Source organism: Cedecea selenatireducens (genome assembly GCF_042138895.1).
Taxonomy (GTDB): domain Bacteria; phylum Pseudomonadota; class Gammaproteobacteria; order Enterobacterales; family Enterobacteriaceae; genus Cedecea; species Cedecea selenatireducens.
Map to the genome: position 1 here is coordinate 21289 of NZ_JBHIKW010000010.1, position 24657 is coordinate 45945.

Consider the following 24657-nt stretch of genomic DNA (forward strand, 5'->3'; position numbering starts at 1 on the left):
ATTGCCTATTATGTGATCCACATTGTAGTACAACGACAATATATTGTACTACATTGAGCGCATTGAAACGGTACCTGGTCTCACATTTGTACTTCAAAAATGCGGTGAAATTCAGCGGGAGCGGTAAAGTAGCGGGTAAGACTTTGTTCACAAGGAACCCGTTATGACCCTCAATAAAACCGACCGCATCATCGTCACGCTGGGGCAGCAAATCGTTAGCGGAAAATACGCGCCGGGTGCAGCGTTGCCGGCAGAAGCCGATTTGTGCGAAGAGTTTGAAACTTCGCGCAACATCATTCGGGAAGTGTTTCGCTCGCTGATGGCGAAACGGCTGATTGAAATGAAGCGCTACCGCGGCGCGTTCGTTCAGCCCCGAAACCAGTGGAACTACCTCGATACCGAGGTGCTGCAATGGGTGCTGGCGAATGATTACGACCCACGCCTGATAGCCGCGATGAGCGAAGTGCGAAATCTGGTTGAACCCGCCATTGCCCGCTGGGCGGCGGAGCGCGCTACCTCGAATGACCTTGCCCGGATAGAAAGCGCCCTGAACGACATGGTGGCGAATAACCAGCACCGCGACGCGTTTAATGAGGCGGATATTCGCTATCACGAAGCGGTGCTGGAGTCTGTGCATAACCCGGTGCTGCAGCAGCTGAGCATTGCTATCAGCTCCCTGCAGCGGGCCGTTTTTGAACGCACCTGGATGGGCGATGAGGCCAATATGCCGAAAACCCTCCAGGAGCATAAAGCGCTGTATGACGCTATCCGTCATCAGGACAGCGCGGCAGCGGAGCAGGCGGCGCTCACCATGATCGCCAGCTCCACCAAACGACTGAAGGACATTACATGACATCTCGCTACATCGCCATTGACTGGGGATCGACCAACCTTCGCGCCTGGCTCTATCAGGACGGAGCGTGCATCGACAGCCGCAAAAGTACTTCAGGCGTGACGCGCCTGGGCGGCAGGTCCCCGGAGGCGGTGTTTAGCGAGGTGGTTGCAGGCTGGCGAGAGACGCCCACGCCGGTGTTGATGGCAGGGATGGTGGGCAGCAACGCGGGCTGGAAAATTGCCCCATATCTGCCGTGCCCTGCTCGTTTTGCCACTTTCAGTGAACAGATGACGGCGGTAGCCGAACAGGCGTGGATCATTCCTGGCCTGTGCGTGCAACGCGATGACAATCAAAATGTGATGCGCGGCGAAGAGACCCAGCTGCTGGGTGCCCGCTCACTGCATCCTGCTCCGCTTTATATTATGCCCGGCACCCACTGCAAATGGGTGCAGACCGATGAACAGGCGGTGCTCGATTTCCGCACCGTATTGACCGGCGAGCTGCACCACCTGCTGCTTCAGCACTCCCTGATTGGCACCGGCCTGCCAGAACAACAGGCCAGCCCCGAGGCGTTCAACGCCGGGCTTGAGCACGGGGTTCACGGCGGCGACCTGCTGCCGCAGCTGTTTGAAGTACGCGCCGCTCACGTGCTGGGCAAGCTACCGCGAGAGCAGGTTAGCGATTTCCTTTCCGGGCTGCTGATTGGCAGCGAAGCCGCAACGATGACGCGCCGCTTCGCCTGTTCAACCGGGCAGCCCGTCACTATTGTCGCCAATCCTGCGCTCAGCGCCCGCTACCAGGCGGCCTTATCCCTGCTCGGCTTTAGCAGCCAGGTAGTGGATGGCGACAGTGCTTTCCAGGCAGGAATAAGGAGTATTGCAAATGCAGTGGCAAACTAAGCTTCCGCTGATCGCGATTTTACGCGGCATCACCCCGCTGGAGGTTCAGGCGCACGTGAGCGCATTGCTGGACGCCGGTTTTGACGCGGTGGAAATTCCCCTCAACTCCCCCCAGTGGCAGCAAAGCATCGCTTCTATGGTCACGGAGTTCGGCGATAAAGCGCTAATCGGGGCGGGTACGGTGCTCAAGACGGAGCAGGTGGATGAGCTGGCGGCGATGGGCAGCAAGCTCATGGTCACGCCGAACACCCAGCCCGAGGTGATACGCCGCGCCGTAGCAAACGGTATGACGGTTTGTGCAGGCTGTGCGACGGCCTCCGAGGCTTTCTCCGCGCTGGATGCGGGCGCTCAGACGCTGAAAATTTTCCCTTCTTCTGCCTTCGGGCCGGACTACATCAAGGCGCTGAAAGCCGTGCTTCCGCCGGAGGTGCCGGTATTTGCCGTCGGCGGCGTCACGCCGGAAAACCTGCATGTCTGGCTGCAGGCTGGCTGTGCCGGCGCCGGGTTGGGCAGTGATTTATACCGCGCCGGGCAGCCGGTAAGCCGCACCAGCGAAAGGGCAAAAGCATTTGTTAAAGCGTATCAAGAGGCCGTGCAATGAAAATTACCAAACTGACGACGTACCGTTTACCGCCGCGCTGGATGTTCCTGAAAATTGAGACTGACGAGGGCGTAGTGGGCTGGGGTGAGCCGGTTATCGAAGGCCGGGCGCGCAGCGTTGAGGCGGCGGTTCATGAGCTAAGTGAATACCTGATTGGCCAGGACCCGGCCCGTATTAACGACCTGTGGCAGGTGATGTATCGCGGTGGATTCTACCGTGGCGGCCCGATTCTGATGAGCGCTATTGCCGGGATCGATCAGGCGTTGTGGGACATTAAAGGTAAGGTGCTCAACGCGCCGGTGTGGCAGCTGATGGGCGGCCTGGTGCGCGATAAAATTAAAGCCTACAGCTGGGTAGGCGGCGACCGCCCGGCGGAAGTGATCGACGGGATTAAATCCTTACGCAAAATTGGTTTTGATACTTTTAAATTAAACGGCTGCGAGGAAATGGGCATTATTGATAATTCCCGCGCCGTTGATGCCGCCGTGAATACCGTGGCACAAATTCGTGAAACCTTCGGCAATGAAATTGAGTTTGGCCTTGATTTCCACGGCCGGGTTAGCGCCCCGATGGCAAAAGTATTAATTAAAGAGCTTGAGCCGTATCGCCCTCTGTTTATTGAAGAGCCGGTTCTGGCTGAACAGGCAGAATATTATCCTCGGCTGGCCGCACAAACCCATATTCCTATTGCGGCCGGGGAACGCATGTTCTCTCGCTTTGAATTTAAACGCGTATTGGAAGCGGGCGGGATTGCCATTCTGCAGCCCGATCTCTCTCACGCAGGCGGTATCACCGAATGCTACAAAATTGCCGGAATGGCAGAAGCTTATGATGTTTCTCTGGCACCGCATTGCCCGCTGGGGCCAATTGCGCTCGCGGCCTGCCTGCACATCGACTTTGTTTCCCGCAATGCGGTATTCCAGGAGCAAAGCATGGGCATTCACTATAACAAAGGCGCCGAGCTGCTCGACTTCGTGAAAAATAAAGATGACTTCAAAATGGACGGCGGTTACTTCCTGCCGTTGATGAAGCCGGGTCTTGGCGTTGAAATTGACGAAGAGCAGGTGATTGCCCGCAGTAAAAATGTCACCGACTGGCGAAATCCTTTATGGCGTCATGCCGACGGTTCAGTGGCCGAATGGTAAATAAATAACGCCTGAAGTCTGCAGTAAAAAATAAAACATTATAAACACCCTCTGTATAACAGGGCATGGTGAGTAGCATCGCCATGCCATATTCTGGAGACGAAATATCATGGATATTTCTGCAACTGCGGTGAAACCTACGCGCCGCCGTTATTTAACGCTGGTGATGATCTTTATTACGGTAGTGATTTGCTACGTTGACCGCGCCAACCTCGCGGTCGCGTCGGCCCATATTCAGGCCGAGTTCGGTATCACCAAAACGGAAATGGGCTATATCTTCTCGGCCTTTGCCTGGCTTTATACCCTGTGCCAGATCCCGGGCGGCTGGTTCCTCGACCGCGTGGGCTCTCGCCTGACCTACTTTATTGCTATTTTCGGCTGGTCCGTCGCCACGCTGTTTCAGGGATTCGCCACCGGGCTTATGTCTCTGATTGGCTTGCGCGCCATCACCGGTATCTTTGAGGCACCGGCGTTCCCGACCAATAACCGCATGGTGACGAGCTGGTTCCCGGAGCAAGAGCGTGCTTCTGCGGTAGGGTTTTACACCTCCGGGCAGTTTGTTGGCCTGGCGTTTTTAACGCCGCTGCTGATCTGGATTCAGGAGCTTTTAAGCTGGCATTGGGTATTTATCGTGACCGGCGGGATCGGCATCATCTGGTCGTTTATCTGGTTCAGGGTTTATCAGCCGCCGCGTAAAAGCAAAGGTATCAACACCGCCGAGCTGGACTACATCCGCGAAGGTGGTGGCCTGGTGGACGGCGATGCACCGGCCGAAAAGAAAGCGCGTAAGCCGCTCAGCGCCGCCGACTGGAAACTGGTGTTCCACCGCAAGCTGGTGGGCGTTTACCTCGGGCAATTTGCCGTCACGTCTACCCTGTGGTTCTTCCTGACATGGTTCCCGAACTACCTGACGCAGGAAAAAGGCATAACAGCGCTGAAGGCCGGATTTATGACCACGGTGCCGTTCCTGGCGGCGTTCTTCGGCGTGTTGCTCTCGGGCTGGGTAGCCGATCGCCTGGTTCGCAAAGGTTACTCGCTGGGCATCGCACGTAAAGCGCCCATCATCTGCGGGCTGCTGATTTCTACCTGCATTATGGGCGCCAACTACACCAACGATCCGGTGTGGATCATGACGCTGATGGCGATAGCCTTCTTCGGCAACGGCTTTGCGTCCATCACCTGGTCGCTGGTGTCTTCCCTGGCGCCGATGCGCCTGATTGGCCTGACGGGTGGCGTGTTTAACTTTGTCGGCGGCCTTGGCGGGATCACCGTGCCGCTGGTGATTGGCTATCTCGCGCAAAGCTACGGCTTCGCTCCGGCGCTGGTGTATATCTCCGTGGTTGCGCTGCTGGGTGCGCTTTCTTACATCCTGCTGGTAGGGAAAGTGGAAAGGGTCGGTTGATTAGAGAAAAGGGAGCGCCGGATGCGCTCCCTTCCGTTATTTCACTGCCGGTAACTGATTAGTGACGCAGTGAATGCCCCCGCCTCCGGCGGCAATCGCGTCGATGTTCAGCTGCACGACCTCCCGGCCAGGGTAAAGCGTCGACAGCAGGCGAAACGCCGCCTCATCCGTTTCTTCATCGCCAAACTCCGGGGCGATAATTGCGCCGTTGATCACGAAGTAGTTGATGTACCCGGCGGCAAAATCCGGGTTCTCTTCGCTGAAGCGGCTTTCACGCGGCTCCTGCGGCGGCGTGACGCTGTGAACCTGTAGCCTGCGGCCACCGGCGTCGGTTGCCTGCCTGAGGATCTCCAGATGTGCCTGGGTCACCTTGTGGTCCCAGGAATCCGGGTCGGGATCCAGGTTGGCGATCACCACGCCTGGCTCAACAAAACGGGCGTAAAAATCGACGTGGGCGTCGGTGATATCTTTCCCTTTAATCCCCGGCAGCCAGATGATTTTTCTCAGGCCGAGCTGCGTTTTCAGCTCCTGTTCGACCCGATCGCGGCTCCAGCCCGGATTGCGGTTGCCGTTGACCCAGCTGCTTTCGGTCATGATGCCGGTCCCGTGTCCGTCCACCTCAATCCCGCCGCCTTCGCCCACCAGGGCGCTGGGGATAAACGGCGTCGCGCCGTATTTTTCTGCCATGAACGCCGCCAGCAAAGTGTCCTTGCTGTGCCGCTGTTTATTGCCCCAGCCGTTGAAGTTGAAGCCCACCGCGCCTAGCTTTCCTTCTGGCGAAGTGACAAAGCACGCGCCGGTATCCCGCATCCAGATGTCGTCCAGCCCGGTCACCACGTAGGTCACGTTGTGGCTGCCGCATTTTTCCTCCGCCAGCTCGCGTTCGTGTTCGCGGCAAAAAACTGTCAGCGGCTGGTAACCGGCGATAGCGTGCGCGATGCGGCCCAGGGCATCCTGCACGCCGGGGGTAAAATCTTTCCAGATGGCTCGCTGAGCGCCAAACGCGATAAACGCCCGCTGCTGCTGTTCCCCTTCGTCCGGCATGCGCCAGCAAGCGTTCGCGGCCGCGAGGGCGGATAACGGCAGCCCCAGAGAGCCCGCCATGCCCATCCCGGCCAGCACGGAGGCACATTTAATAAATTCACGACGTGTTGACATACCGGACTCCCGTATAGCTGTTTTAACGTAAGAAATTCTGCTCAGTGTGGCAGGTAGATATTTCACCACTGGCTGATTTCGGCTTCCAACGATATATTTAGCGGACATCTGATTAGTCTGGCTTATCGAAATGTTAAAACACTGGCCACCGTTAAATGCCCTGCGCGGGTTTGAAGCCGCCGCTCGCCTGGGAAGCTTTCACCAGGCTGCGTCTGAATTGCATCTCACCCAGTCGGCCATCAGCCAGCAGGTCCGCAGCCTGGAGGCTTATCTGGAACAGCCGCTGTTCTTTCGCAGCGGGCGCAGCGTCAGCCTGACGGACGCCGGGCAGGATCTCTACAGCACCGCGCAGGTTATGCTGCAGCAGCTGGCCGTGGGCATCCGCCGCCTCGATCAGTACCGCAAGCCGAACCAGCTTATCGTGAACGCTACGCCAGCCTTCGCCAGGCACTGGCTGCTGCCCAATCTGGCGGACTTTAACCGCCAGCACCCGGAAACGGATTTGTGGCTGTTTACCAGCTTTGACCCGCCGGATATGGCCGGCGAAACTATCGACGTGGCTATCCGGGACGACGTCAGCCAGCAGGCGGAATGTATTTTCGAGGTGTTGTACAAGGATAGACTTTATCCGGCCTGTCACCCCAATGTGCTGAAGGTGCCGGAAGAGCTGCGGACAACGCTTCACGGCGAGCGTGAGATGAGCTGGGAGCACTGGAGCGTGGCCGGAGGTGCGGACGTCGGCCAGCAAAGTCAGGGGCTGAACTTCTCTGACCCAGGATTGTTGCTGGATGCGGCCGCAGACGGGCTGGGTATCGCGCTTGTTAGCCAGCTGCTGGCGGAAAGAAAAAGGGCAAACGAGCAGCTCATCCCGCTGGTGGAGCAAACCGTGCGCGGCGCAGACTGGGCGTGGCTTATCCATCGTGACAGCGAAAATGACCCGCTAACCCGCCAGTTTTGCACGTGGCTGCGGGGCAAAGTGGAAAGGCCGGACTAATTCTTTTACCCTGAAGCGTACTCAGCGCTTCAGGGCAAAACCGTGATAAAACAACTCACCTTCGCACCGCGTCATCATCAGCTTACCAACGTTAACACCTGGACGCCGGACAGCCAGTGGCTGGCCTTCGACGTGCGGCCATCGGGCGCTTCTTTCACCGGCGCAACCATCGAGCGAGTCAATATCCTGAACGGCGATGTCGAAGTGGTCTATCGCGCGCCTGAAGGGGCCCACGTTGGCGTGGTGACCGTGAATCCGCAGCAGCCGGATCGTTACGTCTTTATCCACGGCCCGGAAAACCCGGATGCCGACTGGCATTATGACTTCCATCACCGCCGTGGCGTGGTTGTGAACAAGGGCGAGGCCAGCAATCTTGATGCGATGGACATTACCTCGCCTTATACCCCTGGCGCGTTGCGCGGCGGCAGCCACGTTCACGTCTGGAGCCCGGACGGCAGCCGCCTGAGCTTTACCTACAACGACCACGTGATGCACGAGCTTGATGAGCGTTTAGATCTGCGCAACATCGGCATTGCATTGCCTTTTGGGCCCGTCACGCCACCCAGGCAGCACCCGCGTGAATATGACGGCAGCCATTATTGCGTGCTGGTGAGTCGCACAACGCCGCAGCCGCAGCCCGGCAGCGATGAGATTAACCGCGCCTACGAAGAAGGCTGGGTCGGTGAGCATGGTTATCGCAAGCCAGACGGCAGCCTCCAGCGCTGGGCGCTGGCGTTTATCGGCGATACGCTTTCAACAAGCGGCGAGAAGGTGCCTGAGCTGTTTATCGTGGATTTGCCTGACGAAGCGCAGGCTTATCAGCTCGCCGGAAGCGAACCGCTGTGCGGCACTGAAACCACGCTGCCAGCCCCGCCAAAAGGCGTGATGCAGCGCAGGCTGACCTTTACCCACGAGCGCCGCTATCCGGGCCTGGTGAATCAGCCTCGTCATTGGGTGCGCAGCAGCCCGGACGGCAGCCAGCTTGCCTTCCTGATGCGGGATGACAGCGGCGTGGTACAGCTCTGGACGCTTTCCCCGAACGGCGGCGAGCCACGGCAGGTCAGCCACGGAGAACACGGCGTGCAGTCGGCCTTTAACTGGCATCCTTCAGGGAAGGTTCTGGGGTTTGTGCAGCAGGGACGCGTGGTACTGTGTGACGCGCAAAGCGGAGCGATTACGACATTAGGTGCAGCGGAAGGGGAAGCGCCTTCCGGCGATGCTATCGTCTTTTCTCCGGACGGCAAACAGGTCGCCTGGATGCAGGAGATCGACGGTTTCCGCCAGCTATGGAGCGCGGAAACCGGGCTTTAAGCCGCTTAATGAGGAAGTTCTGCCGGTGGGATAACGGAATTAGTGGCCAGATTCTGTTTCTCGCTGGCTTCAACACGCGATCTCACCGAGTTATCCTTCCGGAACATATCCCACGGCAACAGCACCGTATCCAGCACGGCGGTAAACGGCAGATCCAGCGCAACCAGGGGCTTGATGGCCCAGCTTGTTTCGTCGTCGCCAAGCGTTGCCGCGCTTGCACGGGTGCCCGGATAGACACCTTCTTTGCCCCCGCTGTGCGACATCATACTGGAGCAGCCTGTGAGTAAGAACAGCCCGCTGCTAAGCACCAGAGTTGAAAACCAGTTTCTCATTATCATTTTGCTGTCATCTTCAATGGCTGGCGGAGTACCAGCACCTGCGGAGTTATAACACCCGCCAGTGGTTTAAAAATGCCCGTCGTTCCGCTCTGCGGCGGCTATCGCATATTTTTAACCTTTTATGCTGTTTGCCAGTCTATGTAAGGAAATCGCCAGACGCAAAAAATTTGCCGTAAGACGCCTTGAAAAATTTTAAGCGGGCCACATTTTAGTAGGGTAACCAAAACGAGTACGCCGATTGGGTGCTCAGGTTCATGGCCTGTCCAAAGGGAAGGCTTTTACATCTTACTCGCTGATTTCAGGAGCTATTTGATATGCGTAACTTCGATCTTTCTCCGCTCTACCGTTCCGCCATCGGTTTTGACCGCCTGTTTAACCTGCTGGAAAGCAACCAGAGCCAAAGCAACGGCGGCTACCCTCCGTACAACGTTGAATTAGTGGATGAAAACCACTATCGCATTGCTATTGCCGTCGCCGGTTTCGCCGAAAGCGAACTGGATATCACCGCCCAGGACAATCTGCTGATTGTTAAAGGCGCGCACGCAGACGAGCAGCAAGAGCGTACCTATCTCTATCAGGGTATTGCTGAGCGTAACTTCGAACGCAAATTCCAGCTTGCAGAAAACATCCACGTACGTGGTGCAAGCCTGGTTAACGGCCTGCTGTACATCGAGCTGGAGCGTGAAATTCCAGAATCGATGAAGCCTCGCCGCATCGAAATTAACTAATTTTATCGGGTCGCACATCGCGGCCCGTCATCAGCTGGCTTGCCGTCAGGGAGCCAATCATGCCCGTTCGCATGCGGGCAGGGTAATTTCTTGCTTCAAAGAAGGAGAAAACACTATGCGTAACTACGATTTATCCCCACTGCTGCGTCAATGGATCGGTTTTGACAAGTTAGCGAACGCGCTCCAGTCTAGCAGCGAAAGCCAGAGCTTCCCGCCGTATAACATCGAAAAGAGCGACGATAACCATTATCGCATCACATTGGCGCTGGCCGGTTTCCGCCAGGAAGATCTCGATATCGAGCTGGAAGGCACCCGCCTGAGCGTGAAGGGCACCCCGGTTAAACCGGAAAAAGAGGTCAACTGGCTGCATCAGGGCCTGGTGACTCAGCCGTTTAGCCTGAGCTTCACCCTGGCCGAGCATATGCAGGTTTCAGGGGCAACGTTCACCAACGGCCTGCTGCATATTGACCTGGTACGCGAAATCCCAGAAGAAATTGCTCCGCAGCGGATCGCCATTAGCGAACGCCCCGCGCTTAATAGCTAATTAAGATTCTTTTATTAAGTATTAAGGCCCCTGAAAATGGGGCCTTAATATTGATGACAAGCAGCCGAAAAACGTGGTTTTCGGCTGTTTGGGGCAAACCAGAGAAAAGTATTCATTGTTTTTATTCGATCGGTGTTCAGCCTTTCAACGTACAGTGAATTTTGCCAGCAAACCTGAGGCCCCTGAAATGGGGCCTTTTTTGTGCTCCCCACCCCATTAACCTGCCCGAAGCTCTGCCAGAATCCCTGGTAACAATAATGTTATTCACAGGGATTATAGTATGAGTGGAATAGCGTTAACCGTCAGCATGCTGGCGTTGGTCGCCGTAGTGGGCCTGTGGATCGGCAATATCAAGATCCGTGGCGTAGGGTTCGGTATCGGAGGCGTGCTGTTTGGCGGGATTATTGTCGGCCACTTTGTTAATCAGGCCGGGATTGGCCTGAACGGTGACATGCTGCACTTTATTCAGGAATTTGGGCTGATCCTGTTTGTCTATACCATCGGTATTCAGGTTGGGCCCGGCTTCTTCTCTTCGCTCCGCGTCTCCGGCCTGCGGCTTAACCTGTTCGCTATTCTGATCGTCGTGCTGGGTGCGCTGGTCACCGCCGTGGTCTATAAGCTGTTTGATGTTCCGCTGCCGGTGGTGCTGGGGATCTTCTCCGGTGCGGTCACCAATACCCCCGCGCTGGGGGCGGGGCAGCAGATCCTCACCGATCTCGGTACGCCAGCACAATTGGTTGACCACATGGGGATGAGCTACGCGATGGCGTACCCGTTTGGGATTTGCGGCATCCTGATGACCATGTGGCTGCTGCGCATAGCATTTCGCGTTAGCGTCGACAAAGAAGCGCAGCAGTTTGAAGCCAGCAGCGGGCAAAATCACGCTCAGTTGCAGACCATCAATATCTGCGTTGCCAACCCCAACCTGAACGGCCTGGCAATTCAGGACATCCCTATTCTTAACAGTGACGAGATAATCTGTTCCCGTCTCAAGCGTGGTGAATTGCTGATGGTGCCTTCGCCAGGCGCCCTGGTTCAGACCGGCGACCTGCTGCACCTGGTCGGGGCGGAAAAGGATCTGCACAAAGCGCTGCTGGTGATCGGCACCGAGGTGGAGACTTCGCTTTCAACGCGAGGCACGGATCTGCGGGTTGAACGCGTGGTGGTGACGAACGAGAAGGTTTTAGGCAAGAAGATCCGCGATCTGCATCTAAAACAAAAATACGACGTCGTCATTTCACGACTTAACCGCGCGGGCGTGGAGCTGGTGGCCAGCAGCAATGCCAGCCTGCAGTTTGGCGACATCCTCAACCTCGTGGGCCGCCCTCAATCGATAGATGCGGTGGCCGCAGAAGTCGGTAACGCGCAGCACAAGCTGCAGCAGGTACAAATGCTGCCGGTCTTTATCGGCATCGGGCTTGGCGTACTGCTGGGCTCCATTCCGCTGTTTATCCCCGGTTTCCCGGCCGCGTTGCGCCTTGGGCTGGCTGGCGGACCGCTGATTATGGCGCTGATCCTTGGGCGCATTGGTAGCATCGGCAAGCTGTACTGGTTTATGCCGCCGAGCGCAAACCTGGCGCTGCGTGAGCTGGGCATCGTGCTGTTTCTGGCGGTGGTCGGGCTTAAGTCCGGCGGGGATTTTATCGACACGCTGCTGGCGGGCGACGGCGTAAGCTGGATTGGCTACGGCATTCTGATCACGGCTATTCCGCTGATTACCGTCGGCCTGCTTGCTCGCCTGCTGGCGAAGATGAACTACCTGACGCTGTGCGGCATGCTGGCGGGCTCGATGACCGACCCGCCTGCGCTGGCCTTTGCCAACGGTCTGCATGCATCCAGCGGTGCGGCCGCGCTTTCTTATGCCACGGTTTACCCGCTGGTGATGTTCCTGCGCATTATTACTCCCCAACTGCTGGTGCTGCTGTTTTGGGGTCTATAGCTCACCGCCGCCCGGCTGCTCGGGCGGCACCCTCGTATGATCCCTGCGTAGGTGATAATCCACCTGGTATTCGCTGGCATTTCTGAACATCACCGAATAGTTAAGAAACTCGCCTTTATCGCTGTAGGAGAGCGACGTGATGCGCAGAATAGGCGTCGCCTCCGCGATGTTCAGCAGCCTGGCCGTTTTGGCGTCGGCGAGAACCGGCGTCAGCGTTTCATAGTTGCCGCTAATGATTATCTGGCATTCGTCTTCGATATAGCTGAATTTTGACCCTTCAAGGTGGGCCAGCGACAGGTTACGGAAGAGCTTTACCGGCATGTAGCTGTCTTCCACCATCAGCGGCTTACCGCCGACGGCGCGCACGCGGCGGGAGTAGTAAATTTTCTCGTCTATTTTAATGCGCAGCAGGCTGGCAATCGCCGGTGGCGCAGGCATCACGTTAAACTCCAGCACCTCGCTCAGCACCTCTTTTCCCTGGCTGTGCATCACTTCCACAAACCCCGTCAGATTGGTGGTTTCGTGGTGAACATCTTTTTTAGTGACCCATGTGCCGCTGCCCTGGCGACGTGTAACCAGCCCCCAGCCGATAAGCAGCGCCACCGCTTTGCGGATGGTCATTCTCGAAACGCCAAACTCCTCGGCGAGTTTTTTCTCACCGGGCAGCGGGCTGCCGATGGTGTAGTCGGCGGAGTTAAGCCGCAGCCGCAGTCGGTCGGCAATGGATTTGTAGATCATCTCTGGACATCTCCAGGCTTTATCTCGCCGTTGCATTTCGATCAATTGTCTAGTTTCAAGACTAAAAGTAGACAACTTTGACCAAATAAAAACCATGAATACGATCACGAATCGCTGCGCCTGACGCGGCGGGCGTGCGCCGAGGCTCATATCCTCAGTTTCAGGCCAGATTAAAAAAATAAGGCCGCCTCTTACTTTATGAAGTTGTTACATGAGGATTTAAAAATGCTCAGTCAAATACAACGCTTTGGTGGTGCAATGTTTACCCCGGTTTTGCTTTTCCCCTTTGCCGGGATCGTGGTCGGGCTCGCCATCATGCTGCGCAACCCGCTGTTTGTTGGGGAGGCGCTCACCGCACCTGACACCCTTTTTGCTCAAATTGTTCATATCATCGAAGAAGGCGGCTGGACGGTGTTCCGTAATATGCCGCTGATTTTCGCCGTCGGTTTGCCTATTGGCCTGGCGAAACAGGCCCAGGCGCGAGCTTGCCTGGCGGTGCTGGTCAGTTTCCTGACCTGGAACTATTTCATCAACGCGATGGGGATGACGTGGGGGCATTACTTCGGCGTCGACTTTAGCCTCGAACCTACCGCAGGCAGCGGCCTGACGATGATGGCCGGCATTAAAACGCTGGATACCAGTATCATCGGGGCAATTGTTATCTCAGGCATCGTCACCGCCATTCACAACCGCTATTTTGACAAGCCGCTGCCGGTGTTCCTGGGGATATTCCAGGGCAGCTCGTTCGTGGTTATTGTGGCTTTCCTTGTGATGATCCCCTGCGCCTGGCTGACGCTGCTCGGCTGGCCAAAAGTGCAGCTCGGCATCGAATCGCTGCAGGCATTTTTACGCGGTGCCGGGGCGCTTGGCGTCTGGGTATACACCTTCCTTGAGCGCATCCTGATCCCCACCGGGTTGCACCACTTTGTCTACGGTCCGTTCATCTTCGGCCCGGCGGCGGTTGAAGGCGGCATTCAGGTGTACTGGGCACAGCATCTGCAGGAGTTCAGCCAGAGCACCGCTTCGCTGAAATCCCTGTTCCCGGAAGGCGGCTTTGCCCTGCACGGCAACTCGAAGGTGTTTGGCTCGGTGGGCATCGCGCTGGCGCTTTACTACACCGCTTCACCGCAGAACCGCGTGAAGGTTGCCGGGCTGCTAATCCCCGCGACGCTAACCGCCATGCTGGTCGGCATTACCGAACCGCTGGAATTCACCTTCCTGTTTATCTCCCCGCTGCTGTTCGCTGTGCATGCCTTCCTGGCGGCCTCGATGGCAACGGTGATGTACATGGCGGGCGTGGTAGGCAACATGGGCGGCGGCCTGCTTGACCAGTTCCTGCCGCAAAACTGGATCCCCATGTTCCATAACCACGCGTCGATGGTCTTTACCCAGATAGGCATCGGCATCGCCTTTACCGGCGTCTACTTCGTGGTTTTCCGCGCCTTAATCCTGCGCTTCAACCTGAAAACGCCGGGCCGGGAAGACAGCGAAATCAAACTCTACAGCAAGGCTGATTACCAGGCCGCTCGCCAGCAAACCAGTGCGGCGGTGAGCCAGGACGCAAAACACGGCCAGGCCTATGGCATCCTGCAGGCGCTTGGCGGCGCGGCGAACATCGGCAGCCTCAATAACTGCGCTACTCGCCTGCGTATCACGCTCGCCGATATGGCGCTGACCGAAGCCGACGAAGTGTTTAAAGCCCTTGGCGCCCACGGCGTGGTGCGCAGCGGCAACGGCATTCAGGTGATTGTCGGGCTGCATGTCCCGCAAATTCGCGACCAGATTGAAACCCTTATTAAGCAGCAAGTCTCAGACGAAAATCCATCCATGACGGAGGCAGTATCATGAAAAAATTCTCGGTAGTTGTAGCAGGCGGCGGCAGTACTTTTACCCCAGGCATCGTGCTGATGCTGTTGGCTAACCAGAACCGCTTCCCGCTGCGTGCGCTGAAGTTTTACGATAACGACGGGTCGCGTCAGGAGACCATCGCCGAGGCTTGCAAAATCATCCTGAAAGAGCAGGCGCCGGATATCGATTTCAGCTATACCACCGACCCGCAGGAAGCGTTCAGCGACGTGGATTTTGTGATGGCGCATATTCGCGTGGGCAAATATCCAATGCGCGAAAAAGACGAGAAAATTCCGCTGCGCCACGGCGTGCTCGGGCAGGAAACCTGTGGCCCGGGCGGGATAGCCTACGGCATGCGCTCAATCGGCGGCGTGCTGGAGCTGGTGGATTACATGGAAAAATATTCGCCAAACGCCTGGATGCTCAACTACTCCAACCCGGCGGCTATCGTGGCGGAAGCGACCCGTCGCCTGCGCCCGAATTCAAAAATCCTCAATATCTGCGATATGCCGATCGGCATTGAAAGCCGCATGGCGCAGATTGTGGGCCTGAAGGACCGCAAAGAGATGAAGGTGCGTTACTACGGGCTGAATCACTTTGGCTGGTGGACCCACGTTGAAGATAAAGACGGCAACGATTTGATGCCGAAAATTCGCGAACATGTCGCTAAACATGGTTACGTGCCGCCAACGGACGAGCACGGTACAGAAGCCAGCTGGAACGACACCTTTGCCAAAGCGAAGGATGTCTGGGCGCTCGACCCTGATACGCTGCCGAACACCTACCTGAAATACTATCTCTATCCTGACTACGTGGTGCAGCACTCCAACCCGCAGCGTACCAGGGCGAATGAGGTGATGGATCACCGTGAGAAACACGTATTTGGCTCCTGCAACGCCATTATCAGCGCGGGGAAATCCTCCGCAGGCGAGCTGGAAATTGATGAACACGCCTCCTACATCGTTGACCTTGCGACGGCGATTGCTTTTAACACCCAGGAGCGAATGCTGCTGATTGTGCCGAACAACGGGGCCATCAATAACTTCGACCCGGAAGCGATGGTTGAAATTCCTTGCCTGGTCGGCAAAGACGGGCCGGAACCGCTGGTGGTGGGAAACATCCCTCAGTTCCAGAAAGGATTGATGAGCCAGCAGGTTGCGGTGGAAAAACTGGTGGTGGATGCCTGGGAGCACCGCTCTTACCAGAAACTGTGGCAGGCGATCACCCTGTCGAAAACCGTGCCGAGCGCGTCCGTCGCCAAAGCTATCCTGGACGACCTGGTTGAGGCGAACAAAGAGTACTGGCCTGAACTGAAATAAGTTTTCTAGAGTGATTACGAAGCGCGGCGGAGACGTCGCGCTTTTTTTATGGCGATGCTTTCCAGATAACGCTCTCCAGTCTGGACATTTTTTATGCAAACTTATAAAGTGGTAAGGGTTATTAAGGTTAGGTTGGTTAGAAAGGTTATTTTGGAGGGGCTATGATATCCAGACAAATCGGGCGCATTGAGAAGAAAAAAGACCGGGTGCTGTTTGACAGCGAGAGCGTAAAACTCACGCTAGCAAAAGGTGTTCGCGAGCAAAACAGCAAGCGCGAAGCAGGGCTGACCCTGCAGCTTGCGCTGCGCGGCGGCGTTTCCGGGCTGGAAGGACTGCATACCCAACTCACTCACCTGCTGCAGGCGACCGAAGAGCTACAAGCGCAGCAGCAGGGGCTGGAACTTAATGACGGCTATGAAAAGCTGGTGGAACTCTACGGCGAGAAGCTTTTCGGTGAGGGAGCCCTTGTCGCCCATGAACCATCAGCAAGCTACAGTGCGAACCCGGCAAGACATTACCCTAAGCAAAGCGGTTCGCCCTCACTGGCTCAACAGCGCGGGGTTATCAACCAGGCGCGACTGGTGCAGGCCAGGGAGCGATTAACGGACGAAGGCTGGCTGACCACGCATGAAATCGCCATGCTGGGCGGTTACTCGACAAAGAATGTCTCGGCTCAGCCAACGCGCTGGAAGGCGGCCGGAAAAATTTTCTCAGTGATTAAACACGGCATTGGGAACGTCTATCCGCGCTATGGCCTTGATGAAAACTACCGTCCTCTGCCGGTGATGAAAGCGATTCTGGACACCTTCGCTGAGCACAAAACGGCCTGGGGGCTGGCCGAATGGTTTGCTACCTCTAACGGCCTGCTTGCAGGAAAAACGCCTGCCGAAATGGTGTCCACTTATCCGGCGAACGTGCTCCAGGCTGCTGAATATGAGGTCAGGAGGCTGCAGGATGGCGCCGAGTGATGAGGCCAAAACGAGAGCCCCTTTTGGTGAGCCTGTGCTGCTTGCCCCTGAACTCCCTGAGCCGGGGGACGCGATCCCGATTTTTAAAGAAACTTTACCGGCGGGAAAGATCCTTTATCGCTGTCATGCTATGACCTGGCCTGGAAACAGTTTTAATCCTGGGCGCGAGCTAACCGGCAACGATTACGGTGCGAGATTCAGCCCCTTTAAAGATTCGCAGGGGCGGCTGGTTCCGAGCCTGTATGCGGCAGACAGCATGGCAGGGGCGCTGGCAGAAACGCTTTTTCACGACCTGATTGGCGGCGAGCGGCGGGGGTTTTTATCCATCAGGCCGTGGCGGCACTGGGGAATGAGTCAACTGGTGCTTAAGCGAGACCTGACGCTGGTGACGCTTAAAACGGCAGACCTCTACCGGATGCGGTTATCAAAGCAGTTATTTCTTTTAAGCGATCGTCTGGTGTACCCGCAAACGCAGCGCTGGGCGTGCGCGATTCATTATCAAAATCCCACGATTGACGGCATGGTCTGGAAGTCCCGACAGCATGATGACAGCAGTGCTTTCCTTTTTTACGGTGACAGAGCTGGTCCTGAGGATTTGGCGTTTCAGCGTGAAGCCTGCGGGATATTTTCAGCGCCAGAAGTGGTTGAAGAGATTGTGAAGATGGCGGACAGGCTTGGCATTGTGCTCAGCGACGAGTAGTCCGCTTTGGCAATCCTTCACACTCGGCATCACCATTCATTTTTTATTGCAATCCTCACTCCCCGCAAACGGTAAAAGCATGCTAAATATTAGTTTTCCTTCGCTAAGTAACGTGCCGCCGATGTTAAAGCCGACTCTTATTCTGGTTGCCCTCTCTTTCTGTGCCAGCGCGTTTGCTGCGCAACAGGAAGCCCTGCCGCCCACCTGGACCAGTCAGCTTGGGGTGGGGATGAACGTTGACTGGGCGGTAACGGAGCGAGGCATTCGTGAGTTCGATCCTCTGGCGGTGCGTGATTTCCAGCAGCGCGGGTTTGGCCACGTCCGCATTCGTGTTGCGGGGTCGATAACGCATCAAAAGCTGGTGCATCTGCGGCGCATTGTGGACGCCTGCGAGCAGTACCATATCGTGCCGGTGATAAGCTACCGGGCGGCGGAACTGAAAGCCAAGCCGACCTCGGACAACGCAGAGGATATCGTCGAGTGGTGGACGACCGTGGCGCGGTTCTTTGCTAAAAACGATAATTCGCTGGTGTTCGATATTATCGGGCAGCCGGAGGAAAAACTCAGCGCCAATCCTCAGCTGCTGAACCAAATTTACGACAAAACCGTGAAGGCGATTCATAAAATCAGTCCGCAGCGGCACATCTTTGTCGCACCCCGCAACCACGCCTCTCCGGAAGCGCTGAGTACGCTTAAAATACCTGAATCCCGCCACGGATTGGTCATGGCTGACTGGCATCTGATGCCGGGCGGCCCGAAAAACTGGAATGGCAAAACCTGGAACGGAAAAAACCAGTGGACCACCGGCACGGATGCTGAAAAAGCCGCGATTCATGCCCGCATTGAAACGGCCGTGCGCTGGCAGCAGAAAACCGGCCATCTTTCCTGGGTGGGTAACTGGTCGCCAGGCAGCAAATTACCGCTCGATCAGCAGGTAGCGATGGCGACGTTTGTCGCCTGTGAGCTGCAAAAAGCGCAGATCCCGTATGCGATCAACGGCGATGAAAAATTCTATGATGGGGAAGAGGGTGCCTGGCGCACGGATATGGTGCCGGTGCTGGACGCCATTCTTAAGCCTCAGTGCCAGTAATTGTCGCTCATGGTGAATTATCTGTTGCTGCCTTTCGGCTAATTATGTATTTTTATGCATATTAACTGCATAAAAACATCATATATCCAGGGGCTTCTATGTTCACTAAAGCGATGAAATCAGTAGTGGTTGGCGGGTGTTTACTCGCGGCGTTGTTCAGCTCTGCACAGGCGCTGGCGCAAACCTACGTTGTGGGTTCCGGCGGCACCTACCGTCCGTTTGAATACGAAAATAGCCAGAAGCAGCTGGAAGGTTTTGATATCGATATCATCAAAGCCGTCGCGAAGGCGGAAGGCTTTGATATCAAGCTGGTTAACACCCCGTGGGAAGGCATTTTCGCCACGCTGAACTCCGGCGACCGCGACATCATCATTTCCGGCATCACCATCACCGACAAGCGTAAAGCGATGGTCGATTTCTCCACCCCGTACTTCCCGGCCGAGCAGTCCATCGTGGTACCGACCGACTCTAAAGTAGACTCCGTTACCGCCCTGAAAGGCAAAAAAGTGGGCGTGGTTAACTCCAGCACCGGCGACATCGTTGTTTCCGACGTCCTGGGTAAAAACAGCACTGATATCAAACGTTTCGATAACACCCCGCTGATGCTGCAGGAGCTGACCGAAGACGGCATCGACGCCGCAGTTGGCGACGTCGGCGTGGTGAAGTACTACATCAAATCCCACCCGGAGAAACCGCTGAAGCTGGTTCCGGACAGCAAGTTTGAACGCCAATACTTCGGCATTGCGGTGGCTAAAGGCAACGCCGAGCTGAAGGGTAAAATCGACGCTGGCCTGAAGAAAATCATCGCCGACGGCACCTACGCTAAAATTTACGCCACCTGGTTTGACAACAACGTTCCAACCCTCCCGGCAGAGTAATTTTCAATCGGGGCCGCTCCGGCCCCAACAAGGACAGGTATGACCGGATTTCGCTGGGAGATAATCTCAGAATACGCGCCGTTATTTATGCAGGGCGCGCTGATGACCATCAAGTGCACCATTATCTGCGTGATTTTAGGCACAACGTGGGGGCTGCTGCTGGGGCTGGGCCGTATGGCTCACGCCGACGACGGCCCGTGGAAACACGTGCTGCGTTATGCAGTGCAGTGGCCGGTACGCGTTTACGTCAGCGCGTTTCGCGGCACGCCTTTGTTCGTGCAGATCATGGTGGTTCACTTTGCGCTGGTGCCGCTGTTTATTAACCCGCGCGACGGGGTAATGATCACCAGCGGGATGATGTCCGTGGACTTTGCCCGCGAGCTACGTTCCGAGTACGGCGCATTTCTCTCCTGCGTGGTGGCGATCACCCTGAACGCCGGGGCCTATGTGTCCGAGATTTTCCGCGCCGGTATTCAGTCCATCGATAAAGGGCAGATGGAAGCTTCACGCGCCCTCGGCATGGGCTGGGGCAAAACGATGCGCAAGGTTATTCTGCCGCAGGCTTTCCGCCGCATCCTGCCGCCGCTGGGCAACAACGCGATTGCTATTGTGAAAGACTCGTCGCTGGCTTCCGCCATCGGCCTTGCCGACCTGGCCTACGCGGCGCGTACCGTTTCCGGCGCTTACGCGACCTACTGGGAACCGTACCTGACCATCTCCGTGGTGTACTGGGTTCTGACGTTCCTGCTATCGCTGCTGGTGCAACATATGGAAAAGAGGCTTGGCAAAAGTGATTCACGTTAAGGACTTACAGAAACAATTTGGCAAAACTCACGTGCTGCGCGGCATCTCCTGCGATATCGCGCCGCAGGAAGTAGTTTGCGTGATTGGCCCTTCGGGCTCCGGCAAAAGTACGTTTCTGCGCTGCCTGAACGCGCTGGAAAAACCGGACGGCGGCGAAGTGGTGGTGAATGGTTTCGCGGTACATGACCCAAAAACTAACCTCAACACGCTGCGTGAAGGCGTGGGCATGGTGTTCCAGCGCTTTAACCTGTTCCCGCACATGACGGTGCTGGAAAACCTGATTATGGCGCCGATGTCGCTGAAAGGGCTGTCAAAAGCGGAAGCGGTGAATCGCGCCGAGAAGCTGCTGCAAAAGGTGGGGCTGTTGGACAAAATCGACGCCTGGCCTTCAAGCCTGTCCGGCGGCCAGCAGCAGCGTGTGGCGATTGCCCGAGCGCTGGCGATGGAACCGTCGATTATCCTGTTCGATGAGCCAACCTCTGCGCTGGATCCTGAGCTGGTCGGCGAAGTGCTGGCGGTCATGAAACAGCTGGCGCAGGAAGGGATGACGATGATCATCGTGACCCATGAAATGGGCTTTGCCCGCGAAGTGGCGGACCGGGTTATCTTTATCGACCAGGGCGTCATTCAGGAGCAGGGCGTACCAGCGCAGCTCTTTAGCGCGCCGCAAAACCCGCGAACTCAGGCCTTCCTCAGCAAGGTGCTGTAAAAAAGGGCGCTTAAGCGCCCTCTCTCTTCTATGCAAACTGGCGGATGTGCCTGTCGATAAGCGCCAGCAGCTTCTGGTTATCCACGGTTTGCAGCAGCGTGACCGGCTTGCCCTGCGGGGCGTCAACGTTCACCGCCAGCCGCAAATGTTCCGGGCCATAACGCAGCGTTCTGCCCCGGCTCAGCCCGTTCAGGGACACGTCCACATAATCCTCCGTCCAGCTCACAAGTTCTGGCTCAAGCAGCCAGGCGACGGTCAGCACATCGTGGATCCAGCAGCCCGGTAGCTGGCGAGTCTGCATGGAAAAATCCATCCACGGACGAATGGTTTCGACGAGAAAACGGCTCAGGCGGTTATCGCAGGTGGCCAGCGCATCCAAATCCTCGTGCGTCATCATGGTTTGGGTAGTGACATCCATCGGCACCAGAACGATGTTTGCGCCGCTGGTTAGCACGGCGTGCGCGGCCTCCGGGTCAACGCCAAAATTGGTGTCCTTCAGGTAGCCGTCAACGTTAAACACGCCGCCCATAATCACTATCTCTTTCACCGCGTTCGCCATCTGCGGATACAGCTGCAAAGCCAGCGCCACGTTGGTTAACGGCCCAATGGCAATCAGCGAAATCTCACCCGGATTCGCGCAGATAAGCTCGCCCATCTTATGCACCGCCAGCGGGGCCACTTCGGCCAGCATTTGCGGGGCAATCACGTCCTTCCAGAGATGGCGCAGGCCCACTTTATCGACCTTATGATCCAGGTGTTCACGCCACGGCGCCGACGGCTCAATCAGCGCGCGCGAGGCGCCCCTGGCAACCTCAACGGACACGCCCAGCCGGGCGACTAAATCAGACGCCACGGCGTAGCCCACTTCGCTTGGCGTATTGCCGGACACGGTGGTGATAAGCTCCAGAGAAATCTCCGGCGCCGCCAGGGCAAGGGCCAGAGCCAGACCATCGTCTACGTTAGCCCCGGCAACGCCGTTACCCGGATCGCAATCGATAATTAAACGCTTCATGTTACCTGTGACTTCCTGCTTGTGGTGAGGGAGCGGCAGCCGCAGGACTCGCCGATCTCCAGCTCAAAATCGAATTCATATTTATGCGGCTGCCCGTCCCATTTTTTCAGCATCTCGACGGCCTTCTTCGCCATCTGCGTGACCGGCTGGCGCACGGTGGTCAAAGACGGGACGTTAAAGGCTGACTCCAGCGTGCCGTTAAAGCACACCAGCGCCAGATCTTTCGGCGCGGAAAGTCCATGTTCAGACAGCGCTCTCAGGCAGCCAAAGGCCTGTTGTTCATTGGTGGCAAACAGCGCGCGAGGCAGTTCGCCGGCCAGCATTTGCTTTGTTGCGTCGTAGCCGCCCTGGCGGGTGTAATCCGTTGAAAAAATCCATTCCGGGCGAACGGCAAGGCCCGCCTCTTCCAGCGCCAGCCGCCAGCCGCTGATACGATCCTGAGTGTTCAGCATCTCCTGCGGCCCGCAAATAATGGCGATATCGCGATAGCCATGCTCAATCAAATGGCGGGTTGCTCGCCGGGCGGCGTGCTGCTCGTTAACCTGAATTGAGCAGACGTTCAGCTCCGGTTCGACCCTGTCCAGCATGACGCAAGGCGTGCCGCTGGCCTGGATAAGATCGATGTAAGGATGCCTGTCGACGCTGGTATAAATCAGCCCGTCGACCTGGCGATGCAGCAGGTTGTTGATAAGCTCCAGCTCGCGGGCGCGGTCATCACCGGAATCGCCCAGCAGCAGCACCCGGCCATCGGCAAATGCCTCCTGCTGGAGAGCGTGCGCCATGGACGAGATAAACGGGTTGGCGATATTGGGCACGACTAAGCCGTAGGTGCGCGTGGTGCCACTGGCTAAAGCCCTGGCGATGCCGTTCGGGCGATAGCCGGTTTTCTTTATAGCGGCGAGCACGCGCTCACGGGTGGCCTGCGCAACCGGGCGAGGGCCGTTGTTAATCACGTAGCTGACGACCGCAACGGAAGTGCCTGCTTCTTTGGCGACTTCAGCGCGGGTAACGCGGTGCACATGAGGCTTAGTCACTGAATACCTGCTTTATTTGGCGGGCGATAAACGGAGCCACAGCATAAAGCTTTGCTCCGTAAAAATCGCCGTCAACACTGTGACAAATCAAATAGCGTCTTCCGGTAGATTAAGGTCGCGACCTCGGGTTTCCGGGGCAAAGAAGGTTGTTACCAACCCAATCCCCGCCATCACCGCGAAGTAGAGCGCGATAGGCCACCAGTGCCCGGTCCAGGACAACAGCGCGGCGGCAACCAGCGGCGCGGTTCCGCCGGAAAGTATCGACCCAAGCTCTTTGGCAAACGCCATTTTGGTGTAGCGGTTGGTGACGCCAAACAGCTCTACGCCCCAGGCCGCCTGCACGCCGAAAATCCCCAGCGAAGCCAGCCCCATACCGACGACGATGGTCGGTATAACAATCATCGGCTCGCGTGAGTCCAGCAGCATAAAGGCCGGGAAGGCATAGATAATTAACAGCAGGCAGAACCAGCGGTAAACGATACGGCGGCCAAAGCGGTCGGAAAGCCAGCCGGCAAAAGGAATAATCGCGAAGCCCAGCATCGAGGCAATCAGCACCGCCAGCGTGGGGACGGATTTATCTACCGCCAGCACTTTAGCGACGTAGCCGATGATAAATCCCTGTGCGAGATAAGACGGACCGTTCTCGCCAATGCGTAGCCCGACCATCGTCCAGAAAGCGCGAGTGCGTTGCCAGAAGCTGCGCGGGTCTTTCTGCTGCTGGGCCAGCCCTTTTTCCAGGCTCTGTTTGCGCTCGGCTTCCAGCAGCGCTTTCTGCCGTTCAAAGACTGGCGTTTCACGCAGATGCTGACGGATGACCAGGGCGACAACGGCGATCAACATGCTGCACAGGAACGGAATGCGCCAGCCCCAGGAGAGCAGCGTTTCTTTATCCATCTGCAGCACCAGCAGCCAGGTCAGCGAGGCCAGCAGCGTGCCGCTGTTGGAGCCCAGCCCGATAATGGAAGAGACCAGGCCGCGACGTTTGACCGGGGCATATTCACCCAGCATCACGGTGCCGCCGGACAGCTCCGCGCCTGCGCCCAGCCCTTGAGCAAAACGCAGAATAACCAGGCAGGTTGGCGCCCAGATGCCAATTTGCGCGTAGCTCGGGATCAGGCCAATAAGCGTGGTGGAGCAGCCCATCAGCGCAATAGTAATGATCATCACCATCTTTCTGCCGTAGCGGTCGCCCAGCCTGCCAAACAGCAGGGCGCCTATCGGCCGGGCAACGAACCCGACGGAGTAAGCGGCAAAGCTTGAAAGCAGCGCCATGACCGGCGTGGCATCCGGGAAGAAGACGTCACCAAAGATTATCCCTGCCGCCAGGCCGTAAAGCGCAAAGTCGGCGTATTCCATGGTGGTGCCAAGCCAGCAGGAGAAGGTTGCGCGAACAAAATCGCGTTTGCCTTCGGGCGTCGCCAGGCGTTCCTCAGCAGCGTGCTGTGCGTCAGCCGGAGGAGGAGAGAAAGTGCTTGTCGTCATTAGGGGGTCTCACAGAGATCGAACGTTATCCGTCGGCGATGATGCCATTTTTTAATCATTTCTCGCAGTGTATCTACGCGCGTAGATAGATCAAATGATTAAACCAAAAGTGAGAGTAAGGTAACTAAATGACAGAAATATGACGGGGAAGATGACCCTCACCCCGACCCTCTCCCAGAGG

The 24657-nt window shown here is 56.9% G+C and carries 23 protein-coding genes and 1 pseudogene; 18 read left to right on the forward strand and 6 right to left on the reverse strand.

Translation table 11 applies throughout. The annotated features are described in order from the left end of the window. Positions 1–163 precede the first annotated feature (163 nt). From dgoR to ACE38U_RS16350, 5 genes and pseudogenes are all read left to right on the forward strand, one after another. A complete protein-coding gene (gene dgoR, locus ACE38U_RS16330) occupies positions 164–853 on the forward strand; it encodes a D-galactonate utilization transcriptional regulator DgoR (protein WP_038477597.1) in 690 nt (229 codons plus the stop codon). After that, positions 850–1734, forward strand: coding sequence for a 2-dehydro-3-deoxygalactonokinase (locus ACE38U_RS16335; protein ID WP_038477600.1), 885 nt, complete (start codon positions 850–852; stop codon positions 1732–1734). The genes dgoR and ACE38U_RS16335 overlap by 4 nt, the downstream gene beginning before the upstream one ends. Further along, positions 1718–2335, forward strand: a complete 618-nt coding sequence (locus ACE38U_RS16340) for a 2-dehydro-3-deoxy-6-phosphogalactonate aldolase (protein WP_375530140.1) — start codon at positions 1718–1720, stop codon at positions 2333–2335. The genes ACE38U_RS16335 and ACE38U_RS16340 overlap by 17 nt, the downstream gene beginning before the upstream one ends. Then, entirely contained in the window at positions 2332–3480 is a 1149-nt protein-coding gene (gene dgoD / locus ACE38U_RS16345; protein ID WP_038477606.1) for a galactonate dehydratase, read from the forward strand. Before ACE38U_RS16340 ends, dgoD begins: the two co-directional genes overlap by 4 nt. Before the next feature lie 65 nt (positions 3481–3545). Next, positions 3546–4882: pseudogene (locus ACE38U_RS16350) on the forward strand (MFS transporter). A gap of 36 nt (positions 4883–4918) precedes the next feature. On the opposite strand, the gene ACE38U_RS16355 reads toward ACE38U_RS16350, so the two are convergent. Next, positions 4919–6040 (reverse strand): agmatine deiminase family protein, encoded by a 1122-nt coding sequence (locus ACE38U_RS16355; protein ID WP_375530141.1) that lies wholly within the window; start codon positions 6038–6040, stop codon positions 4919–4921. 130 nt (positions 6041–6170) lie between these two features. Here ACE38U_RS16355 and ACE38U_RS16360 point away from each other — a divergent pair, with 130 nt between their 5' ends. Both ACE38U_RS16360 and ACE38U_RS16365 read left to right on the forward strand, forming a co-directional pair. After that, a complete protein-coding gene (locus ACE38U_RS16360; RefSeq protein WP_176981268.1) occupies positions 6171–7034 on the forward strand; it encodes a LysR substrate-binding domain-containing protein in 864 nt (287 codons plus the stop codon). Between the two features lie 45 nt (positions 7035–7079). Then, positions 7080–8345 (forward strand): YidR family protein, encoded by a 1266-nt coding sequence (locus ACE38U_RS16365; protein ID WP_375530179.1) that lies wholly within the window; start codon positions 7080–7082, stop codon positions 8343–8345. Between the two features lie 5 nt (positions 8346–8350). Here the strand turns inward: ACE38U_RS16365 and ACE38U_RS16370 are convergent, their stop codons facing one another. Continuing rightward, the gene (locus tag ACE38U_RS16370) at positions 8351–8683 is read right to left on the reverse strand and encodes a YceK/YidQ family lipoprotein (RefSeq protein ID WP_081948186.1); all 333 of its coding nucleotides are present in this window, start codon (positions 8681–8683) and stop codon (positions 8351–8353) included. Positions 8684–8997: 314 nt separating this feature from the next. Here ACE38U_RS16370 and ibpA point away from each other — a divergent pair, with 314 nt between their 5' ends. From ibpA to ACE38U_RS16385, 3 genes are all read left to right on the forward strand, one after another. Continuing rightward, positions 8998–9411 carry a small heat shock chaperone IbpA gene (gene ibpA / locus ACE38U_RS16375; protein WP_038477620.1) on the forward strand — a complete coding sequence of 138 codons (414 nt, stop codon included), beginning with the start codon at positions 8998–9000 and terminating at the stop codon, positions 9409–9411. Between the two features lie 115 nt (positions 9412–9526). Further along, the gene (ibpB, locus tag ACE38U_RS16380; protein WP_038477623.1) at positions 9527–9955 is read left to right on the forward strand and encodes a small heat shock chaperone IbpB; all 429 of its coding nucleotides are present in this window, start codon (positions 9527–9529) and stop codon (positions 9953–9955) included. A gap of 280 nt (positions 9956–10235) precedes the next feature. Further along, on the forward strand, positions 10236–11894 hold the full coding sequence (locus ACE38U_RS16385; protein WP_375530142.1) for a putative transporter: 1659 nt from the start codon (positions 10236–10238) through the stop codon (positions 11892–11894). Here the strand turns inward: ACE38U_RS16385 and ACE38U_RS16390 are convergent. Next, on the reverse strand, positions 11889–12632 hold the full coding sequence (locus tag ACE38U_RS16390) for a GntR family transcriptional regulator (RefSeq protein ID WP_038477629.1): 744 nt from the start codon (positions 12630–12632) through the stop codon (positions 11889–11891). The genes ACE38U_RS16385 and ACE38U_RS16390 overlap by 6 nt on opposite strands. A gap of 225 nt (positions 12633–12857) precedes the next feature. On the opposite strand from ACE38U_RS16390, the gene ACE38U_RS16395 reads away from it, so the two are divergent. The 8 genes from ACE38U_RS16395 (at position 12858) to ACE38U_RS16430 (ending at position 20948) form a co-directional block, all read left to right on the forward strand. Then, a complete protein-coding gene (locus ACE38U_RS16395; protein ID WP_038477632.1) occupies positions 12858–14480 on the forward strand; it encodes an alpha-glucoside-specific PTS transporter subunit IIBC in 1623 nt (540 codons plus the stop codon). Then, positions 14477–15799, forward strand: coding sequence for a 6-phospho-alpha-glucosidase (locus ACE38U_RS16400; protein ID WP_038477635.1), 1323 nt, complete (start codon positions 14477–14479; stop codon positions 15797–15799). The genes ACE38U_RS16395 and ACE38U_RS16400 overlap by 4 nt, the downstream gene beginning before the upstream one ends. A gap of 161 nt (positions 15800–15960) precedes the next feature. Next, positions 15961–16767, forward strand: a complete 807-nt coding sequence (locus ACE38U_RS16405) for a hypothetical protein (protein WP_218167003.1) — start codon at positions 15961–15963, stop codon at positions 16765–16767. After that, positions 16754–17467 (forward strand): RES family NAD+ phosphorylase, encoded by a 714-nt coding sequence (locus tag ACE38U_RS16410; protein WP_375530143.1) that lies wholly within the window; start codon positions 16754–16756, stop codon positions 17465–17467. The genes ACE38U_RS16405 and ACE38U_RS16410 overlap by 14 nt, the downstream gene beginning before the upstream one ends. Positions 17468–17588: 121 nt before the next feature. Beyond that, positions 17589–18557 carry a cellulase family glycosylhydrolase gene (locus ACE38U_RS16415; RefSeq protein WP_375530144.1) on the forward strand — a complete coding sequence of 323 codons (969 nt, stop codon included), beginning with the start codon at positions 17589–17591 and terminating at the stop codon, positions 18555–18557. 113 nt (positions 18558–18670) lie between these two features. Beyond that, positions 18671–19435, forward strand: coding sequence for a basic amino acid ABC transporter substrate-binding protein (locus ACE38U_RS16420; protein WP_144244101.1), 765 nt, complete (start codon positions 18671–18673; stop codon positions 19433–19435). Positions 19436–19474: 39 nt separating this feature from the next. Further along, entirely contained in the window at positions 19475–20239 is a 765-nt protein-coding gene (locus ACE38U_RS16425) for an amino acid ABC transporter permease (RefSeq protein WP_038477640.1), read from the forward strand. Further along, positions 20226–20948, forward strand: coding sequence for an amino acid ABC transporter ATP-binding protein (locus tag ACE38U_RS16430; RefSeq protein ID WP_038483089.1), 723 nt, complete (start codon positions 20226–20228; stop codon positions 20946–20948). Before ACE38U_RS16425 ends, ACE38U_RS16430 begins: the two co-directional genes overlap by 14 nt. A gap of 28 nt (positions 20949–20976) precedes the next feature. Here ACE38U_RS16430 and ACE38U_RS16435 read toward each other — a convergent pair whose 3' ends face one another. From ACE38U_RS16435 to ACE38U_RS16445, 3 genes are all read right to left on the reverse strand, one after another. Continuing rightward, positions 20977–21960: a nucleoside hydrolase gene (locus tag ACE38U_RS16435; protein ID WP_038477643.1), complete on the reverse strand. Its 984-nt coding sequence runs from the start codon at positions 21958–21960 to the stop codon at positions 20977–20979. Next, complete coding sequence (locus ACE38U_RS16440) at positions 21957–22994, reverse strand: LacI family DNA-binding transcriptional regulator (RefSeq protein WP_375530145.1); 1038 nt, start codon at positions 22992–22994, stop codon at positions 21957–21959. The genes ACE38U_RS16435 and ACE38U_RS16440 overlap by 4 nt, the downstream gene beginning before the upstream one ends. 87 nt (positions 22995–23081) lie before the next feature. Beyond that, positions 23082–24476, reverse strand: a complete 1395-nt coding sequence (locus ACE38U_RS16445) for an MFS transporter (RefSeq protein ID WP_375530146.1) — start codon at positions 24474–24476, stop codon at positions 23082–23084. Positions 24477–24657 lie beyond the last annotated feature (181 nt).

What these genes read in the sequence shown, in the direction of transcription:
- ACE38U_RS16410 (WP_375530143.1), top strand. Translation starts at nt 16,754, where the DNA reads ATGGCGCCGAGTGATGAGGCCAAAACGAGAGCCCCTTTTGGTGAGCCT.
- ACE38U_RS16420 (WP_144244101.1), top strand. Translation starts at nt 18,671, where the DNA reads ATGAAATCAGTAGTGGTTGGCGGGTGTTTACTCGCGGCGTTGTTCAGC.
- ACE38U_RS16340 (WP_375530140.1), top strand. Translation starts at nt 1,718, where the DNA reads ATGCAGTGGCAAACTAAGCTTCCGCTGATCGCGATTTTACGCGGCATC.
- ACE38U_RS16415 (WP_375530144.1), top strand. Translation starts at nt 17,589, where the DNA reads ATGTTAAAGCCGACTCTTATTCTGGTTGCCCTCTCTTTCTGTGCCAGC.
- ACE38U_RS16395 (WP_038477632.1), top strand. Translation starts at nt 12,858, where the DNA reads ATGCTCAGTCAAATACAACGCTTTGGTGGTGCAATGTTTACCCCGGTT.
- ACE38U_RS16405 (WP_218167003.1), top strand. Translation starts at nt 15,961, where the DNA reads ATGATATCCAGACAAATCGGGCGCATTGAGAAGAAAAAAGACCGGGTG.
- ibpA (WP_038477620.1), top strand. Translation starts at nt 8,998, where the DNA reads ATGCGTAACTTCGATCTTTCTCCGCTCTACCGTTCCGCCATCGGTTTT.
- ACE38U_RS16400 (WP_038477635.1), top strand. Translation starts at nt 14,477, where the DNA reads ATGAAAAAATTCTCGGTAGTTGTAGCAGGCGGCGGCAGTACTTTTACC.
- ACE38U_RS16385 (WP_375530142.1), top strand. Translation starts at nt 10,236, where the DNA reads ATGAGTGGAATAGCGTTAACCGTCAGCATGCTGGCGTTGGTCGCCGTA.
- ACE38U_RS16355 (WP_375530141.1), bottom strand. Translation starts at nt 6,040, where the DNA reads ATGTCAACACGTCGTGAATTTATTAAATGTGCCTCCGTGCTGGCCGGG.
- ACE38U_RS16370 (WP_081948186.1), bottom strand. Translation starts at nt 8,683, where the DNA reads ATGATAATGAGAAACTGGTTTTCAACTCTGGTGCTTAGCAGCGGGCTG.
- ACE38U_RS16435 (WP_038477643.1), bottom strand. Translation starts at nt 21,960, where the DNA reads ATGAAGCGTTTAATTATCGATTGCGATCCGGGTAACGGCGTTGCCGGG.
- ACE38U_RS16335 (WP_038477600.1), top strand. Translation starts at nt 850, where the DNA reads ATGACATCTCGCTACATCGCCATTGACTGGGGATCGACCAACCTTCGC.
- dgoR (WP_038477597.1), top strand. Translation starts at nt 164, where the DNA reads ATGACCCTCAATAAAACCGACCGCATCATCGTCACGCTGGGGCAGCAA.
- ACE38U_RS16360 (WP_176981268.1), top strand. Translation starts at nt 6,171, where the DNA reads ATGTTAAAACACTGGCCACCGTTAAATGCCCTGCGCGGGTTTGAAGCC.
- ACE38U_RS16425 (WP_038477640.1), top strand. Translation starts at nt 19,475, where the DNA reads ATGACCGGATTTCGCTGGGAGATAATCTCAGAATACGCGCCGTTATTT.
- dgoD (WP_038477606.1), top strand. Translation starts at nt 2,332, where the DNA reads ATGAAAATTACCAAACTGACGACGTACCGTTTACCGCCGCGCTGGATG.
- ibpB (WP_038477623.1), top strand. Translation starts at nt 9,527, where the DNA reads ATGCGTAACTACGATTTATCCCCACTGCTGCGTCAATGGATCGGTTTT.
- ACE38U_RS16390 (WP_038477629.1), bottom strand. Translation starts at nt 12,632, where the DNA reads ATGATCTACAAATCCATTGCCGACCGACTGCGGCTGCGGCTTAACTCC.
- ACE38U_RS16445 (WP_375530146.1), bottom strand. Translation starts at nt 24,476, where the DNA reads ATGACGACAAGCACTTTCTCTCCTCCTCCGGCTGACGCACAGCACGCT.